The sequence below is a fragment of the Pseudomonas sp. WS 5027 genome, from assembly GCF_012985695.1.
Classification (GTDB): domain Bacteria; phylum Pseudomonadota; class Gammaproteobacteria; order Pseudomonadales; family Pseudomonadaceae; genus Aquipseudomonas; species Aquipseudomonas hygromyciniae.
Genome location: NZ_JAAQWU010000003.1, coordinates 311,201 through 327,570, shown reverse-complemented (window position 1 = coordinate 327,570; position 16,370 = coordinate 311,201). Strand labels below are relative to the sequence as shown.

Sequence of the window (16,370 nt, the reverse complement as noted above, 5' to 3'; positions counted from 1 at the left end):
GCGCCACGGTGGATGAACTGACCCAATCCTGCGGCCTGACCCAGGCCGAGGCGCAGTTGATGAGTAAATTGCACAAAAGCTGAAGTTGCCGCAGTTCCCATGTGGGAGCGGGCTATTGGGGCAAGCCCGCTCGCCACAACGGCCAGGTCCACATTTGTTGATCTGTGCACCCTCGACACGTCAGTAATCATCCCCGCGCGCCGTCACATCCCGCTCCACTGGCTCGGCATTCGGGTCATACCCCGCCGGGAATTTGCCCTTCAGCGTCCAGGCAAACGCAATAATCTCGGCGATGGTCCGGTACAACTCTTCGGGAATGCTGTCCCCCAGTTCCATGCGCGCCAGCAATTTCACCAGCTCGGCATTTTCATAAATCGGTACTTCGTGCTCCCGCGCCAACTTCAGAATGGCTTCGGCCAGGGCGTCATCGCCTTTGGCGGTCAGGGCGGGGGCCGCTTTGCCGTCGTATTTGAGGGCGATGGCCTGGCGCGGTGGGTTGGGGTTTTTCATGCGGTTTCATCCACCCAGCGTTGTTCCAAGCCGGTCTTTGGCCCGCGGGGCGGGGTACCGAGGTGGCAGTCGAGATCGCCGACGTTGAGCCCCGAGGCCACCAGGCGTTCGCGCAGGCTGCCCAGATGGCTTTCGATCAGGCTGGCGGTGAAGGGGCGGCTGGCCCACAACTGGCTGGAGAGTTTGCCTTCGCTCAGTTGCGCCTGGATCTGCAACGGGCCCAGGGGCTCCATGTCGAAGGCCAGCTCCACGCGCCAGAGCATCTTTTTGGCGTCGCGCTCGATCTTGCGTTCAGGCTCGTCCTTGTCCGGCGCAGGCTCTTCGCGCTGGAACTTGACCTGCAGTGGCACGATGTCTTGCAGGGTGCGCATGGGGATTTCCATCTGCCAGGTGGTTTGCAGGCGGCCATCGGCGGTGGTGCCGGTCTGTTCCAGGCTCGACAATTGGTGGCTTTGCAAACGCGAGATAGCGCCGGCGGCCAGGCGCAGCAGGTTTTCCAGGCTGTTTTCACCCTCCAGGCGCTGCAACAGCCGCTCCGGCAGCGGGAAACCGCCCGGTGCGCTGCGGGCGCCTATCTGGCCGAGGGTGCCCAAGGGGCTGCGGACAAAACTGGGCAGCATCTGCGCCAGGGTATTGGCGGCCAGGATGGCATTGAGATTGGTACTGGCGGGCAGGGCGGGCATCAGCTCGGCCACCAGGCGCAGCAGGCTGCCCTTCATGTCGAGGGGCGGGACCAACGGGTTTTGCCCGGCCAGCAACTTGGCTTCCAGCAGCGCGCCGCTGTTGTGCAGCAATTGCGCCAGCACCTTGGGGTTACTGACTTGGGCCAGGTCGGGCATACCGGCCAGCACCCGTTCTACCGCCGCGCGCAGATCCGCCGGCAGGTCAGCATTGCGCGGCAGGTTTTGCAGGGCGCTGAGCAGGCCTTCCAGCGAACCCTGGCGGCTTTGCTGAGTCGCCAGTTGCTGACTGACTGCCAGTTGATCGCGCAGCCCGCTCAGAGGCACGAAATCCAGGGTCTGCGCGCCCTGTACCACGGCACTGAGCAAGCTGCCGACGCGCAGCGGCTGCGGGCTTTCCAGGGTCAGGGTGGTGCCGCTCAAGGCGTTGTTGAGCACCGACACCAGCGAGCGGTACAGCGCCGGCTGGCCAGCGCCCTGGGGCAGCATCTGCGAGGTCAGCACCTTGGCTTGCAGCAAGGTGCCCACCGGCAATTGCTGGGTGTCGATACGGGTCAGGGCGGCGACATTGGCGCTGAGGGCCTGTTGCAGGCTGATCGCCAGGTCGCCCGACGCCGTCTGGCTCACCGCGACGTTGCTGCCCAGGGGCAGCGGCTGGTTGCTCGCGGCTTGCACCAGGGTTTGCCGGCCGCCTTCGAGGGTCAGCTTGAGCAATAGCTGGAAGGCTTCACCGCCTTGCTTGAGCGCCAGCACCTCGGCGTTCACGGTTTTGCCGGCGTCGATCAACCCTGTCTGCGGCTCCAGCAGTTTCAGCAGTTCGCCCACTGCAGGCGCAGGCCTGGGCCCGGTGGCCGGGGCTGGGGGGAGGGTCGGAAGGTTGATGTCACCGGTCATCGTGGCCGCCGTCTCAAGGAAATTGCCTCTTTAGAGTAGGGCATCGCATGTATAATGCCGCCCGTCTTCAAAGAGCGGGTCAAAAACATCACAACTGATTGATCCAGCTCTCTAAAACAGGCCGCCAATGCAGTTATTGTGCATCTCTTTAACGGCCGTTCCACCGCCGACTTGAACCGTAAAGGCCCGCGATCTTGTGACCAGTCCACTACTTGAAGCCGTTGCGCTTGCCTGTGAGCGAGACCTGCGAATGCTGTTCGAACACCTCGAGCTGCGTCTGGCGGGCGGCGATATGGTGCAGATCAGTGGACCCAACGGCAGCGGCAAGACCAGCCTGCTGCGCTTGCTGGCCGGTTTGATGCAACCGACGGCAGGGCAGGTGCGCCTTAACGGCAAACCGTTGCACGAACAACGCACGGAGCTGGCGCGCAATCTGCTGTGGATTGGCCACGCCGCCGGGATCAAGGATGTGCTGACGGCTGAGGAAAACCTCAGTTGGCTCAGCGCCCTGCATCACCCGGCCACACGCGAGTCGATCTGGCAGGCCCTGGCCGCCGTGGGCCTGAAGGGCTTCGAAGATGTTCCCTGTCATACCCTGTCGGCCGGCCAGCAACGCCGGGTCGCCCTGGCCCGCCTGTACCTGGATGGCCCGCCGCTGTGGATCCTCGACGAACCCTTCACCGCCCTCGACAAACAGGGCGTGGCCCAGCTTGAGGAACATCTGGCCCGGCACTGCGAGCAGGGCGGCATGGTGGTCCTCACCACCCATCACACCCTGACCCGCATGCCCGCCGGTTACCGTGACCTGGATCTGGGGCGGTGGTCGGTATGAGTGTGTTTGCCCTGTTGGTCGCCCGCGAAGCGCGCTTGCTGTGTCGCCGCCCGGCTGAATTGGCCAACCCGCTGGTGTTCTTTGCGATTGTCATCGCCTTGTTCCCTTTGGCGGTCGGCCCCGAGACTAAACTGTTGCAAACCTTGTCTCCGGGACTGGTGTGGGTAGCGGCACTTTTGTCCGTCCTGCTCTCGCTGGACGGGCTGTTTCGCAGTGATTTCGAAGATGGATCCCTTGAACAGTGGGTCCTTTCGTCGCACCCCCTGCCTCTTCTGGTATTGGCCAAGGTACTGGCACACTGGGCCTTCTCCGGCCTGGCGCTGGTCCTGCTCGCGCCGCTGCTCGCGATGATGTTGGGACTGCCTTCCGAATGCCTGCCGGTGTTGCTGGCCTCGTTGTTGCTAGGCACCCCGGTGCTGAGCCTGCTGGGCGCCGTCGGTGCGGCACTGACCGTAGGCCTCAAGCGTGGGGGGCTGTTGCTGGCCTTGCTGATTTTGCCTTTGTATATCCCGGTGTTGATCCTGGGCAGCGGCGCCTTGCAGGCCGCGCTCATGGGGATGCCGGCGACCGGTTACCTCTTGTGGCTTGGCAGCCTGACCGCCCTGGCGGTAACCCTGACACCCTTTGCTATAGCGGCCGGCCTGAAGATCAGCGTCGGCGAATAATGAGGTCTGATCCAGTGTTTTCACTGAGTCAGTAAAGACCCTAAGCTTCTTGCAACGACAAGAAGCAACCGTGATGGAAACAGCAATGAACTGGACCTGGTTTCACAAGCTCGGCTCGCCCAAGTGGTTCTATGGCATCAGCGGCAAAATGTTGCCCTGGCTCGCCGTCGCCGCCTTCCTGCTGATCGGGATCGGCCTGGTCTGGGGCCTGGCCTTCGCGCCACCGGACTACCAGCAGGGCAACAGCTTTCGCATTATCTATATCCATGTTCCCGCCGCGCTGCTGGCCCAGTCCTGCTACGTGATGCTGGCGGTGTGCGGCATCGTCGGGCTGGTGTGGAAGATGAAGCTGGCCGACGTCGCCTTGCAATGCGCGGCGCCCATCGGAGCATGGATGACGGCGGTTGCATTGCTGACCGGGGCGATCTGGGGCAAGCCGACCTGGGGCTCGTGGTGGGTCTGGGATGCGCGACTAACGTCCATGTTGATCCTGCTGTTTCTGTACTTCGGTCTGATTGCCCTGGGCAACGCGATCAGCAATCGTGACAGCGCCGCCAAGGCCTGCGCGGTGCTGGCGATTGTCGGCGTGATCAACATCCCGATCATCAAGTACTCGGTGGAGTGGTGGAACACCCTGCACCAGGGCGCCACCTTCACCCTCACCGAAAAACCGGCGATGCCCGTGGAAATGTGGGCACCGCTGCTGCTGATGGTCCTGGGCTTCTACTGCTTTTTCGGCGCGGTGCTGCTGATGCGCATGCGCCTCGAAGTGCTCAAGCGTGAAGCCCGCGCCAGCTGGGTCAAGGTCGAAGTGCAAAACAGCCTGGGAGCCCGTGGATGAGTTTCGCCTCTTTCAGTGATTTTCTCGCCATGGGCCACCACGGCCTGTACGTCTGGACCGCCTATGGCATCAGCCTGGCCGTCCTGGCCCTCAACGTCGTTGCGCCGATCCTGGCCCGCAAGCGTTACCTGCAACAAGAGGCGCGTCGTCTGCGCCGGGAGACCGATAAGTGAATCCGCTGCGTAGAAAGCGTCTGTTGATCATCCTTGCCATCCTGGTGGGCGTCGGCGTTGCCGTGGGCCTGGCCTTGAGCGCGTTGCAGCAGAACATCAATCTGTTCTATACCCCGACCCAGATCGCCAATGGCGAAGCGCCGCAAGACACGCGGATCCGCGCCGGCGGCATGGTCGAGGCCGGTTCCCTGAAGCGTTCCGGCGACTCTCTGGACGTGACCTTTGTGGTCACCGACTTCAACAAATCTGTGACCATCACCTACCGTGGCATCCTCCCGGACCTGTTCCGCGAAGGGCAGGGCATCGTGGCCCTCGGCAAGATCAACGCCCAGGGCGTGGTCGTGGCCGACGAAGTGCTGGCCAAGCACGATGAAAAATACATGCCGCCGGAAGTAACCAAGGCCCTGAAAGAAAGCGGCCAATCCGCGCCAACCCCAGCCAAGGAGGGTTAAGCGATGACCTCTACATTGTTTATCCCCGAGTTGGGCCAATTGGCGATGATCCTCGCCCTGTGCTTTGCCATCGTCCAGGCCATCGTGCCGCTGCTGGGCGCCTGGCGTGGCGACCGGCTGTGGATGAGCCTGGCGCAACCCGCCGCCTGGGGCCAGTTCGCGTTCCTGGCGTTCGCCTTTGGTTGCCTGACCTATGCCTTTATGACCGACGACTTTTCCGTCGCCTATGTGGCCAGTAACTCCAACAGCGCCTTGCCCTGGTACTACAAGTTCAGCGCCGTCTGGGGTGCCCACGAAGGTTCCCTGCTGCTGTGGGCCCTGATCCTCGGTGGCTGGACCTTTGCGGTGTCGGTGTTCTCCCGGCAGTTGCCGCAAGTGATGCTGGCGCGGGTGTTGGCGGTGATGGGCATGATCAGCATTGGCTTCCTGCTGTTCTTGATCATGACCTCCAACCCGTTCGAGCGGATTCTGCCGCAGATTCCGGTGGACGGCCGCGACCTCAACCCGTTGCTGCAGGATATCGGCCTGATCGTCCACCCGCCGATGCTGTACATGGGCTATGTGGGCTTCTCCGTGGCCTTCGCCTTTGCCATCGCCGCCTTGCTCGGCGGGCGTCTTGACGCCGCCTGGGCGCGCTGGTCGCGGCCGTGGACCATCGTCGCCTGGGCGTTTCTGGGGATCGGCATCACCCTGGGCTCGTGGTGGGCCTACTACGAACTTGGCTGGGGCGGCTGGTGGTTCTGGGACCCGGTGGAAAACGCCTCCTTCATGCCCTGGCTGGTGGGCACTGCGCTGATTCACTCCCTGGCAGTCACTGAAAAACGCGGCGTGTTCAAGAGCTGGACCGTGTTGCTGGCCATTGCTGCCTTCTCCCTGAGCCTGCTGGGCACGTTCCTCGTGCGTTCCGGCGTGCTGACCTCAGTGCACGCATTCGCCGCCGACCCTGAGCGCGGCGTGTTTATCCTGATCTTCCTGCTCTGCGTGGTGGGCGGCTCGCTGACCCTGTTCGCCCTGCGTGCCCCGGTGGTCAAGAGCCACGTGGGCTTCAACCTGTGGTCGCGGGAAACTCTGCTGCTGGGTAACAACTTGGTGCTGATAGTTGCCGCTTCGATGATCCTGCTGGGCACCCTGTATCCGCTGGTACTCGATGCCCTGACCGGCGCCAAGCTGTCGGTCGGCCCGCCGTACTTCAACGCGCTGTTCATCCCGTTGATGGGCCTGTTGATGGTGGTGATGGCCATTGGCGTGCTGGTGCGCTGGAAAGACACCCCGGTCAAATGGCTGCTGGGCATGCTGATCCCGGTGCTGCTGGGCAGTGCTGCCTTGTCGGTGATTGCCGGGATTGCCTACGGCGACTTCAACTGGGCAGTGCTTGCCACCTTTATGCTCGCCGCCTGGGTGCTGCTGGCCGGCGTGCGCGATATCTTCGACAAGACCCGCCACAAAGGCCTGATCAAAGGCCTGCCAACCCTGACCCGCAGCTACTGGGGCATGCAGATCGCCCACATCGGCATCGCCGTGTGTGCTCTGGGTGTGGTGTTGTCTAGCCAGAACAGCGCCGAGCGCGACCTGCGCCTGGCCCCTGGCGAGTCCATGGACCTGGCCGGATACCAGTTCGTGTTTGAAGGTGCCAAGCACTTTGAAGGGCCTAACTTCACCTCCGACAAAGGCACCGTGCGCGTGGTGCGCAACGGCAAGCAAATCGCCGTGCTGCACCCGGAAAAGCGCCTGTACACCGTACAAAGTTCGATGATGACCGAAGCCGGGATCGACGCCGGGTTCACCCGTGACCTCTATGTGGCACTGGGCGAACCGTTGGGCGATGGCGCCTGGGCGGTGCGCGTCCACGTCAAGCCGTTTGTGCGCTGGATCTGGTTTGGCGGCCTGCTGACCGGTTTTGGTGGCCTGCTGGCTGCGATGGACCGGCGTTACCGAGTCAAGGTCAAGAGCCGGGTGCGTGAAGCCCTTGGCCTGCAAGGAGCCGCTGTATGAAGCGTTGGTTGATGGTATTGCCGCTGGCGCTGTTTCTGCTGGTCGCGGTGTTTTTGTATCGCGGCCTGTACCTGGACCCGGCCGAGCTGCCGTCGGCGATGATCGGCAAGCCGTTCCCGGCGTTCTCGCTGCCGACGGTGCAGGGCGACAAAACCCTGACCCAGGCCGATCTGATCGGCAAACCGGCCCTGGTCAACGTGTGGGCCACTTGGTGCATCTCATGCCGTGTGGAGCACCCAGTGCTGAACAAACTGGCCGAGAAGGGCGTGGTGATCTACGGCATCAACTACAAGGACGACAATGCGGCGGCCTTGAAGTGGCTGGCGGAATTTCACAACCCATACCAGTTGGACGTGCGCGATGAAGATGGCAACCTGGGCCTGAACCTCGGCGTCTACGGTGCCCCGGAAACCTTCTTTATCGACGCCAAGGGCGTGATCCGCGACAAGTTCGTGGGGGTGATCGACGAAGTGGTCTGGCGTGAACAACTGGCGGCCAAGTACCAGGCCCTGGTGGATGAGGCCAAGCCATGAAGCGTTGGCTGACCGCTGCTGTATTGGCGCTGGGGCTGGTGGGCGTGGCCCATGCCGCCATCGATACCTATGAATTCGCCCGGGATGGCGACCGCGAGCGTTTCCGCGAATTGACCAAGGAGCTGCGCTGCCCCAAGTGCCAGAACCAGGACATCGCCGACTCCAACGCGCCGATTGCCGCCGACCTGCGCAAAGAGATTTTCCGCATGTTGGGCGAGGGCAAGGACAACCAGCAGATCATCGACTTCATGGTTGATCGCTACGGTGATTTCGTCCGTTACAAGCCGGCGCTGACCGGCAAGACCGCCTTGCTCTGGTTTGGCCCCGCCGCCCTGTTGCTGGGCGGCCTGGTGGTCATGGCCGTGATCGTCCGCCGTCGCCGTGCGGCTCCCACCGATGGCAGCGACGCGCTATCTGCCCAAGAGCGCCAACGCCTCGACCAACTGCTGGACAAAAAAACTGATGATTGATTTCTGGCTCGCAGCTGGCCTGCTGCTCCTGGTTGCCTTGAGTTTCCTGTTGATCCCGGTGTTGCGCGTACGTCGCGCCCAGCGTGAAGAAGACCGCACCGCGCTGAACGTCGCGCTGTATCAGGAACGTGTTGCCGAACTGCAAACCCAACAAAGCGAAGGCGTGCTCAACGCGGCGCAACTCGATACTGGCCGCGCCGAAGCCGCCCGTGAATTGTTGGCCGATACCGAAGGCGTGGAAAAGCCCCGGGAATCGCGCCTGGGCAAACCGCTGCCACTGCTGGCCGCAGTGCTGGTGCCGGTATTGGGCCTGGCGCTGTACCTGCATTACGGCGCCATCGACAAGGTTGAACTGACCCGCGAATTCGCCGAGCCGCCGGTATCCCTCGCCGACATGACCCAGCGCCTGGAACGGGCAGCGGCGGCGCAACCGGATTCGGCCGAAGGCTTGTACTTCCTGGGCCGCGCCTACATGGCCCAGGACCGTTCAGCCGACGCTGCCAAGGTCTTCGAGCGCTCCGTGGCCCTAGCCGGTCGCCAGCCAGAATTGCTCGGGCAGTGGGCCCAGGCGCAGTACTTTGCCAACAATAAACAGTGGTCGCCGCAGCTTCAGGCCTTGACCGACGAAGCGCTGAAGCTCGATCCGAAGGAAGTCACCAGCCTCGGCCTGCTGGGCATTGCCGCCTTTGAGGGCCAGCGTTACCAGGAAGCCATCGACTACTGGAACCGCCTGTTGGCCCTGTTGCCGGAGCAGGACAACTCCCGCGCAGCGCTGCAAGGCGGTATCGACCGTGCAGCCGAGAAGTTGAAAGAAGGTGGCGGTGTTGTCGCCCCGATCGTCAAGAGCGCCGTGATGAAAGTGCGGGTGGACCTCGCCGCCGACGTCAAAGCCCGTGCGCTGCCGACCGACAGCGTCTTCATCTTCGCCCGCGCCGTTTCCGGCCCGCCGGCGCCACTGGCGGCCAAGCGGGTGACCGTGGCCGACCTGCCGGTGACCGTCGAACTGGGCGATGCCGACGCGATGATGCCGCAGTTGAAACTGTCCAACTTCGCCGAAGTCCAACTGGTTGCGCGCATCTCACGGGCCGGTCAACCAACTGCCGGCGAGTGGATCGGCCGCAGTCAACCCCTGGCCAGCAGCACCACGGCGACCCAGCAGTTGACCATCGACAGTCCGGATCAATAATTTCGAGGAAACGCCCATGACCGCCATCGCTCGTATCACTCTGCTCAGCCTGGTATTGGGCTTGAGCGCTTGCGCGGTTCATCGGCCACCACCAGCCCCTACGGGCCCGACCATTCCACCGTCGGGCCCGTCGACCCAGCCCAGCAGTAAACCCAGCGGCCCGGTCATCGCCCCGCCCAAACCCTTACCGAGCAAATCCCCGACCTTCGCCCCGCCTCCCGGCGCTGCCAGCCATTGGGACGGCAAGATGCAGGTCTACGTGCTGGACGAGCAACCGGACACCTTCTACCGCCAGCGCACCTACTACCGCTGGAGCAACGGCTGGAGCCGCTCCATCAGCCCGAACGGGCCATGGGAAGAGACAAATGTGCAGGGTGTACCGCCGGGGTTGAGCAAGCAGTACGCGAAATAACAAAAGGCGACCTTCGGGTCGCCTTTTTCTTGCCCGCCTGGCACACCGGCGGCCCATCAACGCCGATCAAACATCGCTGCCATCGCCCCTCTCCTGTAGGCGCTGGCTTGCCAGCGAACCCCCCCCAGGCGCCGCGGTCATCCTGATGACCCGCGTCATCGTTGAGGGCCTTCGCTGGCAAGCCAGCTCCTACAGTGCATTGCACACGCTAAAATCTTCATAGCTGCTGGTGCGTGGTGGTGCCCACTCGGGTAATGTGGCCAGCGCCGGGCGGGCTGCCGGTAGTCCAACAAGTCGGGCGACAAGCCAAGAGGGTGTTTTGATGGCGGGCAGGTTGATCTATCTCATCGGGCCATCGGGTTCGGGCAAGGACAGCCTGTTGGAGGCCGCGCGTGCGCCATTGGCCGAGCGCGGCTGCCGCATTGTGCGGCGGGTCATCACCCGTTCGGCCGAAGCGGTGGGCGAGGCCGCCCAGGGCGTAAGCCCCACGCAATTCGCGGCACTGCAAGCCAAGGGCGGCTTTGCTCTGAGTTGGCATGCCAATGGTTTGTCTTATGGCATTCCACGGCAGATCGACGACTGGCTGGCGGCCGGCGACGATGTGCTGGTCAATGGCTCCCGTGGGCATTTGGCGCAAACCCGTGCGCGTTATCCGACGCTGTTGGTGGTGCTGCTGACGGTGGATCAGGCGGTGTTGCGCCAACGCTTGCTGGCGCGGGGCCGTGAGTCGGTGGCAGAAATCGACGCACGCCTGGCCCGTAACGCACAGTTCAGCGATAGCCTGAAGGCCGCGCCGGGGGTGTTCCTGCTGGATAACTCCGGGCCGTTGGCGCACACCGTCGCCCAGTTGCTCGCTTGTCTGGACGCGGGGCACTCGGCATGCGCCTGACCCTGCTGGGCACCGGCGATGCCCGCCAAGTCCCGGTGTATGGCTGCGAATGCGCCGCCTGTGCCCTGGCGCGCAGTGATGAACGCTTGCGCCGCCGCGAGTGCAGCGCGCTGATCGAGTGCGGCGACCAGCGCTGGTTGATCGACAGCGGGCTGACAGACCTGACCGAGCGCTTCGCGCCACGCAGCCTCAACGGCATTCTGCAGACCCACTACCACGCCGATCATGCCCAGGGCCTGTTGCATCTGCGCTGGGGCCAGGGCCTGATCATTCCCGTGCATGGCCCGGCAGACCCCGAAGGCCTGTCGGACCTGTACAAACACCCCGGCATCCTTGATTTCAGCCAGCCCTTTGCCGAGTTCGAGACTCGGCAGTTTGGCGAGTTGGCGGTCACCGCGTTGCCTCTGCAACATTCCAAGCTGACGTTCGGTTATCTGCTGCAAGGGCAGGGGCGGCGCCTGGCCTATCTGACCGACACCACGGGCCTGCCGCCGGCGACCATTGCCTGGTTGCGGCGCGAGCCCCTGGACGTAATGGTCATCGACTGCTCCATGCCACCCCAACCCCAGGCGCCGCGCAATCACAATGACCTGACATTGGCCCTGCACTGCATCGACGCGTGCGGCGCCGAGCTTGGCGTGTTGACCCACGTCGGGCACACGTTGGATGCCTGGCTGATGCAGCATCGCGCTGAGCTGCCGGGGCATGTGACGGTGGGCTGGGATGGGCGGGTGCTTTAACCCAAGGCCTGCGGCTTTTCAATATCCGGCAAAACAACCGCCAGTCAGCCTCGATAAATCTGTGCTTGAGTAAAGATAACTCTGGGGTTATTTTTATTCGGGCCGGAGCAAGGAGGCTGTGGTGCAAAGCAGGCTATTGATCAAGGAACTGCAAGCGGCGGGCTGGGTGCTGGATCGGGTCACGGGCAGCCATCATATTTTCACTCATCGCTATAACCCGCACACGATACCGGTGCCCCATCCCAAGAAGGACCTGCCCTTGGGCACCGTACGAAGTATCAGGCAGCGCGCCGGGCTGTTTTCGTTCTAGAGCGGTTTTTCAGGAGAATATTCATGCAATACCCAATCTGTATCGAATGGGGCGATGACTTTACCGCCACCGGTATCCAGATCCCCGACATTCCTGGTGCAGTGACCGCCGGGGACAGTTTTGAAGAGGCGTACAACGCAGCGGTCGAAGTGGCGCACATCATGCTGCAGGAGATGGCGAGTGAAGGCCGGGCGATTCCCATGCCGACCTCGGTCGCGGCGCACCACGGCAACGACGAATACGCGGGCATGGGCTGGGGCATGCTGGAGCTCGATATCTCGCCTTATCTGGGCAAGACCGAGAAGGTCAATGTGACATTGCCAGGCTATGTGATCCAGCGCATTGACCGGTATGTACGCGAACACAAGGTGAAGAGCCGCTCGTCATTCCTGGCGGATGCGGCGCTGGAGAAGTTGGTGCGTTCTTAGGTGTGCGCAGCGGAATGTAGATCGGATGTTTCTTGAACTGCTGACGATTTGGCTTAGAAAACTCTCTGCCTTTTTACGTTTTTTTATGGCTGTCAGCGACTTGAACATGAATTATCGAGACTGATTAACCCGCAGGTTTTGTAAGAATCCATGTGTTTTGTCAGCAAACCAGACGGCAGGCCAACGCGTTTCAATCAGACGCAAAGCGCGGGTGGCGGGGTGATTTCCTGCATGAAAGATTAGGCGCGGATGACGGTGACCGATGCAGCTTTCTGCGATGAAAGTTGACGCATTGGAAACCTGTTACCCCAGCCATCAATCGATTCGGAGATCACCATGAGTCAAATCAACAACGCGGCTACCCAGCCTGGTTGCCGCTCGCCAGAACTGTATGGAGCGGCCAAGGAGCAGTTTTCCGCTCGCGGGAAACGCTCTATCAGTACTGATCAGGCCGCCCAGTACCTTACGCGAGAGGGGACGCGCTTTCATGATCGGGATAAGGATGGCAAGACCCAGGTTTCTTTCAGCTTGAGTGGTTTCACCGAGCAGCAAAAAACCTGTGCCCGCCGGGCGATGCAGGCTTGGCAAGACGTGGCCGATATCAGTTTTCATGAGAATGCCCAAAAGGCTGACGGTTCTATTCATGTATCTGGCGCCAATCACATGGACAGGGGCGTGGCATGGCGATCTGGAGCGCAAAACGCCAAGACGAGTGCGCTGATCGGCACCAAAGGCGTGTCAAATGACCCAAAGCTTGGGAGCCATTTTCACACCACGATGATTCACGAGATCGGCCATTGTCTTGGGCTTTCACATCCCGGTGATTACAACGGCGGCGGATCGTACGTGAACAGTGCCAAATTTGCGCAGGATACAAAGGCTGGCACCGTCATGAGTTATTGGTCTGAACGCGAGAACGCTGGTCACGACTTCAAAAACAAGGGGCCCTCGGCGCCCATGATGTACGACATCGCGGCGGTCCAGAGCCTTTACGGTGCCAACCACGCTACCCGCAACACTGACACGACCTATGGCTTCAATTCCAACACCGGGCGTGAGGTGCTGAGCCTCAAGAGCGCTGCTGATTCAGCCGTATTTTGTGTGTGGGACGGTGGTGGGAACGATACGTTGGATTTTTCCGGGTATTCGCAGAACCAGAACATTAATCTCAATGAGCAATCCTTCTCGGACGTTGGGGGAATGAAAGGTAATGTTTCCATCGCCAAGGGCGTGACACTGGAAAATGCCATCGGTGGTTCAGGCAGTGACGTGCTGACGGGGAACAATGCGGACAATCGTTTGAAGGGAGGAGGGGGGCAAGACAGGCTGAAGGGGGAGGCGGCGCTGACACATTTGTCTATGACAAAGCCAGCGAGTCCACGCCGAAGAACCCAGATCTGATCGAGGATTTCACCAGTGGTGTCGACAAGATCGATGTATCCGGCGCCTTGCGAGAGGCCGGGATCAAGGACCTCAACTTCTCCAGTCAATTCAGTGGGCGACCCGGTAGTGCAGTGCTGAGCCACGATGCGCGTACAGGGCGTGGCAGCCTGGCTATCGACATGAGTGGAAACGGCCAACCTGACTTGCTGGTGAACACCGTGGGCAAGATTCAAGCAAGCGATGTAGTGACGAGTGCGCAGGCGCCAAAACCATCACCGGCACCGGCACCGGCACCGGCACCGGCACCGGCACCGGCTCCCTCTCCCTCTCTACTCGCATCGCTGACGAGTATGCTGCAGACCGCTCTCATGATGATGCAGGGGCTCTTGCGCCTGTTGGAGAGAAGCCAGGCGGGGCACAGGTAAACGCTAGGCGTTGGCCAATATCAGGCGCTCACTGGCGAGGCGACCCTGGACACTCTCAGGAACCGCACCAGGGCCACCAGCGGGAACAGGCTGCCGACTACGACCACTCCAAGCCAGCCGCCATGTTCATACACGCTGCTGGCAATCGCCGAGCCAAAGGCACCGCCGATAAAGATGCTGGTCATGTACAGCGCGTTCAAGCGGCTGCGGCTGCTGGCGTCGAGGGCATAGATAGCGCGCTGGCCGAGGACCATGTTCATCTGCACGCAGAAGTCCAGGACCACGCCGGTCACCGCCAGGCCAATCACGCTGTAGATCGGGTGGATAAACGCCGGCAGAAAACTCAGCGCGGCAAACAGCATCGCCAGTAGCGAGGCGCGCTGGGTATGGCCGGCATCGGCCAGGCGCCCGCTGATGGGGGCGGCAATGGCGCCCAGGGCACCGACCAGGGCAAACAGGGCAATTTCGCTCTGGCTCAGGCCGTGGTTACGCGACAGCTCCACGGGGACGGCGGTCCAGAACAGGCTGAAGGCGGCAAACATACAGCCCTGGTAGAACGCCCGCTGACGCAGCAACGGTTGCTCGCGCAGCAGAGTGCCCAGCGAGCTCAGCAACTGGCCGTAACTGGCGCTGTGATCGGGCTGGCGCTTGGGCACGGTCAACAGCAGTACCACGCTGATCAGGGCCATCATCGCCGCAGCGGCCATGAACATCGCCCGCCAGCCGAAGTGGTCAGCCACCAGGCTGGACACTGGCCGTGCCAGCAGGATGCCCAGCAACAGGCCGCCCATGATGCTGCCCACCACCCGGCCACGGGATTCGGCGGGCGCCAGGTGCGCGGCGAGGGGGATCAGGATCTGCACCGATACCGAGCTGAAGCCGATCAGCAACGACACCAGCAGGAACAGGTTCGGCTGCTCGGCGAAGGCCGCACCCAGCAGGCTGGCGATGGCGACCACGGTGGTGGTGATCATCAGCCGGCGGTTTTCCAACAGGTCGCCCAGTGGCACCAGGAAGAACAGGCCCAGGGCATAACCGATCTGGGTCAGGGACACGATCAGGCTGGCCATGGCGGGTGTCAGGCCGATATCCGGGGCGATCAGTTCAATGATCGGTTGTGCGTAGTAGATATTGGCAACGATAGCGCCGCAGCAGAACGCGAACAGCAGCACCATGCCACGGGTCAGGGTGGTGGTCGCGGGTGGGGTAGCGATCATGGTGTTCTCGTTAAAGCGGGGAAGGGGGACGTGAAGAGTAAAGGGTAGGCGAATGAGGGGGTAAAGTGTTACTGATGATTTCAGTCATGCCTGGCATTGATGCATTGCGCCCAAGCCAATGTGGGAGCGGGCTTATGTGGGAGCGGGCTTGCTCGCGAATGGGGTGTATCAGTCAAAAACTATTTGTCTGACCCACCGCATTCGCGAGCAAGCCCGCTCCCACACAAGCCCGCTCTCACATTCAGTTATTGGCCGTTGTAGATCTGGTCGAACACCCCGCCATCATTGAAGTGAGTCTTTTGCACGGTGCGCCAGTCACCAAAGGTCTTCTCCACCGACAGGAAGTCGACTTTCGGGAAGCGGTCGGTGTACTTGGCCAGCACCTTCGGGTCCCGTGGACGCAGGTAGTTGTTGGCTGCAATTTCCTGGCCTTCTGCCGACCACAGGTACTTCAGGTAGTCCTCGGCCACCGCACGGGTGCCTTTCTTCTCGACGACTTTGTCGACCACCGACACCGGTGGCTCGGCTTCGGCAGAGACGCTTGGGTAGATCACTTCGAACTGATCGCGGCCGAATTCACGGGCAATCATTTCTGCTTCGTTTTCAAAAGTCACCAGCACGTCGCCGATCTGGTTGGTCATGAACGTCGTCGTTGCGGCACGGCCACCGGTATCGAGCACCGGTGCCTGCTTGAACAGCTTGCCGACAAAATCCTTGGCCTTGTTTTCATCGCCGCCGTTCTTCAGCACGTAGCCCCAGGCCGACAGGTAGGTATAGCGACCGTTACCGGAAGTCTTGGGGTTGGGCACGATCACCTGCACACCATCCTTGAGCAGATCCGGCCAGTCTTTCAGGGCCTTGGGGTTGCCCTTGCGCACGATAAACACGGTGGCGGAAGTGAACGGCGCACTGTTGTTCGGCAGGCGGGTGACCCAGTTGTCCGGCACCAGTTTGCCGTTGTCCGCCAGGGCGTTGATATCGGTGGCCATGTTCATGGTGATGACGTCAGCCGGCAGGCCGTCGATGACCGAACGCGCCTGTTTGCTGGAACCGCCGAAGGACATCTGCAAGGTCAACTTGTCGTCCGGGTGCTCGGCTTGCCAGTGCTTCTGGAACGCGGCGTTGTAATCCTTGTAGAAGTCGCGCATCACGTCATAGGAGACGTTGAGCAGGGTGGTCGAGGCGGCCTGGGCGCCGATAGACAGGGCAAGGCCAGCGGCCAGGAGAGAAGCGCTAACGAGTTTTTTCACTGCTCATTCCTTGTTGTTCGAGAAGGTAGTGGCTTATAGCCCACGACTATAGCCGGGGCTGCATAGACGCTTAAAGATTAAAAAGAAC

Annotated in this window: 21 protein-coding genes; 17 read left to right on the top strand and 4 right to left on the bottom strand. The window is 61.9% G+C overall.

Translation table 11 applies throughout. The features are described from left to right. The coding region (locus HBO09_RS06555; RefSeq protein WP_170060856.1) for a DUF2802 domain-containing protein at window positions 1-83 on the top strand (83 nt) is incomplete at its 5' end. A 97-nt stretch (window positions 84-180) separates the two neighbouring features. Here the strand turns inward: HBO09_RS06555 and HBO09_RS06550 are convergent. Both HBO09_RS06550 and HBO09_RS06545 read right to left on the bottom strand, forming a co-directional pair. After that, window positions 181-510, bottom strand: a complete 330-nt coding sequence (locus HBO09_RS06550; protein WP_057958955.1) for an EscU/YscU/HrcU family type III secretion system export apparatus switch protein — start codon at window positions 508-510, stop codon at window positions 181-183. Next, a complete protein-coding gene (locus tag HBO09_RS06545; RefSeq protein ID WP_169994390.1) occupies window positions 507-2,084 on the bottom strand; it encodes a flagellar hook-length control protein FliK in 1,578 nt (525 codons plus the stop codon). The genes HBO09_RS06550 and HBO09_RS06545 overlap by 4 nt, the downstream gene beginning before the upstream one ends. Window positions 2,085-2,280: 196 nt before the next feature. Between HBO09_RS06545 and ccmA the strand changes: the two genes are divergently transcribed. The 16 genes from ccmA (at window position 2,281) to HBO09_RS28810 (ending at window position 13,815) form a co-directional block, all read left to right on the top strand. Beyond that, window positions 2,281-2,916 (top strand): cytochrome c biogenesis heme-transporting ATPase CcmA, encoded by a 636-nt coding sequence (gene ccmA / locus HBO09_RS06540; protein ID WP_029292586.1) that lies wholly within the window; start codon window positions 2,281-2,283, stop codon window positions 2,914-2,916. Further along, window positions 2,913-3,581, top strand: a complete 669-nt coding sequence (gene ccmB / locus HBO09_RS06535) for a heme exporter protein CcmB (protein WP_029292588.1) — start codon at window positions 2,913-2,915, stop codon at window positions 3,579-3,581. The genes ccmA and ccmB overlap by 4 nt, the downstream gene beginning before the upstream one ends. An 85-nt stretch (window positions 3,582-3,666) precedes the next feature. Then, window positions 3,667-4,422, top strand: a complete 756-nt coding sequence (locus tag HBO09_RS06530; RefSeq protein WP_057958958.1) for a heme ABC transporter permease — start codon at window positions 3,667-3,669, stop codon at window positions 4,420-4,422. Further along, window positions 4,419-4,595 (top strand): heme exporter protein CcmD, encoded by a 177-nt coding sequence (gene ccmD, locus HBO09_RS06525; protein WP_029292593.1) that lies wholly within the window; start codon window positions 4,419-4,421, stop codon window positions 4,593-4,595. Before HBO09_RS06530 ends, ccmD begins: the two co-directional genes overlap by 4 nt. Next, entirely contained in the window at window positions 4,592-5,047 is a 456-nt protein-coding gene (gene ccmE / locus HBO09_RS06520; RefSeq protein ID WP_104911854.1) for a cytochrome c maturation protein CcmE, read from the top strand. Before ccmD ends, ccmE begins: the two co-directional genes overlap by 4 nt. 3 nt (window positions 5,048-5,050) lie before the next feature. Further along, on the top strand, window positions 5,051-7,039 hold the full coding sequence (locus tag HBO09_RS06515; RefSeq protein WP_169994388.1) for a heme lyase CcmF/NrfE family subunit: 1,989 nt from the start codon (window positions 5,051-5,053) through the stop codon (window positions 7,037-7,039). Next, the gene (locus HBO09_RS06510) at window positions 7,036-7,572 is read left to right on the top strand and encodes a DsbE family thiol:disulfide interchange protein (protein WP_029292599.1); all 537 of its coding nucleotides are present in this window, start codon (window positions 7,036-7,038) and stop codon (window positions 7,570-7,572) included. The genes HBO09_RS06515 and HBO09_RS06510 overlap by 4 nt, the downstream gene beginning before the upstream one ends. Beyond that, a complete protein-coding gene (locus tag HBO09_RS06505; RefSeq protein ID WP_169955964.1) occupies window positions 7,569-8,042 on the top strand; it encodes a cytochrome c-type biogenesis protein in 474 nt (157 codons plus the stop codon). The genes HBO09_RS06510 and HBO09_RS06505 overlap by 4 nt, the downstream gene beginning before the upstream one ends. Further along, window positions 8,035-9,228: a c-type cytochrome biogenesis protein CcmI gene (gene ccmI, locus HBO09_RS06500; protein ID WP_169994386.1), complete on the top strand. Its 1,194-nt coding sequence runs from the start codon at window positions 8,035-8,037 to the stop codon at window positions 9,226-9,228. Before HBO09_RS06505 ends, ccmI begins: the two co-directional genes overlap by 8 nt. Window positions 9,229-9,244: 16 nt before the next feature. After that, window positions 9,245-9,640, top strand: coding sequence for a hypothetical protein (locus tag HBO09_RS06495; protein WP_029292605.1), 396 nt, complete (start codon window positions 9,245-9,247; stop codon window positions 9,638-9,640). Between the two features lie 322 nt (window positions 9,641-9,962). Further along, entirely contained in the window at window positions 9,963-10,529 is a 567-nt protein-coding gene (phnN, locus tag HBO09_RS06490; RefSeq protein WP_169994384.1) for a phosphonate metabolism protein/1,5-bisphosphokinase (PRPP-forming) PhnN, read from the top strand. Next, on the top strand, window positions 10,520-11,269 hold the full coding sequence (gene phnP, locus HBO09_RS06485; protein WP_169994381.1) for a phosphonate metabolism protein PhnP: 750 nt from the start codon (window positions 10,520-10,522) through the stop codon (window positions 11,267-11,269). The genes phnN and phnP overlap by 10 nt, the downstream gene beginning before the upstream one ends. Window positions 11,270-11,390: 121 nt before the next feature. Further along, window positions 11,391-11,579: a type II toxin-antitoxin system HicA family toxin gene (locus HBO09_RS06480; protein WP_169994379.1), complete on the top strand. Its 189-nt coding sequence runs from the start codon at window positions 11,391-11,393 to the stop codon at window positions 11,577-11,579. Window positions 11,580-11,602: 23 nt separating this feature from the next. Continuing rightward, window positions 11,603-12,007 (top strand): type II toxin-antitoxin system HicB family antitoxin, encoded by a 405-nt coding sequence (locus HBO09_RS06475; protein WP_169994377.1) that lies wholly within the window; start codon window positions 11,603-11,605, stop codon window positions 12,005-12,007. A gap of 336 nt (window positions 12,008-12,343) precedes the next feature. Beyond that, complete coding sequence (locus tag HBO09_RS06470; RefSeq protein ID WP_262381184.1) at window positions 12,344-13,408, top strand: M10 family metallopeptidase C-terminal domain-containing protein; 1,065 nt, start codon at window positions 12,344-12,346, stop codon at window positions 13,406-13,408. Beyond that, entirely contained in the window at window positions 13,405-13,815 is a 411-nt protein-coding gene (locus tag HBO09_RS28810; RefSeq protein WP_262381187.1) for a M10 family metallopeptidase C-terminal domain-containing protein, read from the top strand. Before HBO09_RS06470 ends, HBO09_RS28810 begins: the two co-directional genes overlap by 4 nt. Window positions 13,816-13,835: 20 nt before the next feature. Here HBO09_RS28810 and HBO09_RS06465 read toward each other — a convergent pair whose 3' ends face one another. After that, entirely contained in the window at window positions 13,836-15,032 is a 1,197-nt protein-coding gene (locus HBO09_RS06465) for an MFS transporter (protein ID WP_169994374.1), read from the bottom strand. A 245-nt stretch (window positions 15,033-15,277) separates the two neighbouring features. Continuing rightward, the gene (locus HBO09_RS06460; protein ID WP_169994372.1) at window positions 15,278-16,282 is read right to left on the bottom strand and encodes a sulfate ABC transporter substrate-binding protein; all 1,005 of its coding nucleotides are present in this window, start codon (window positions 16,280-16,282) and stop codon (window positions 15,278-15,280) included. Between the last annotated feature and the right edge of the window lie 88 nt (window positions 16,283-16,370).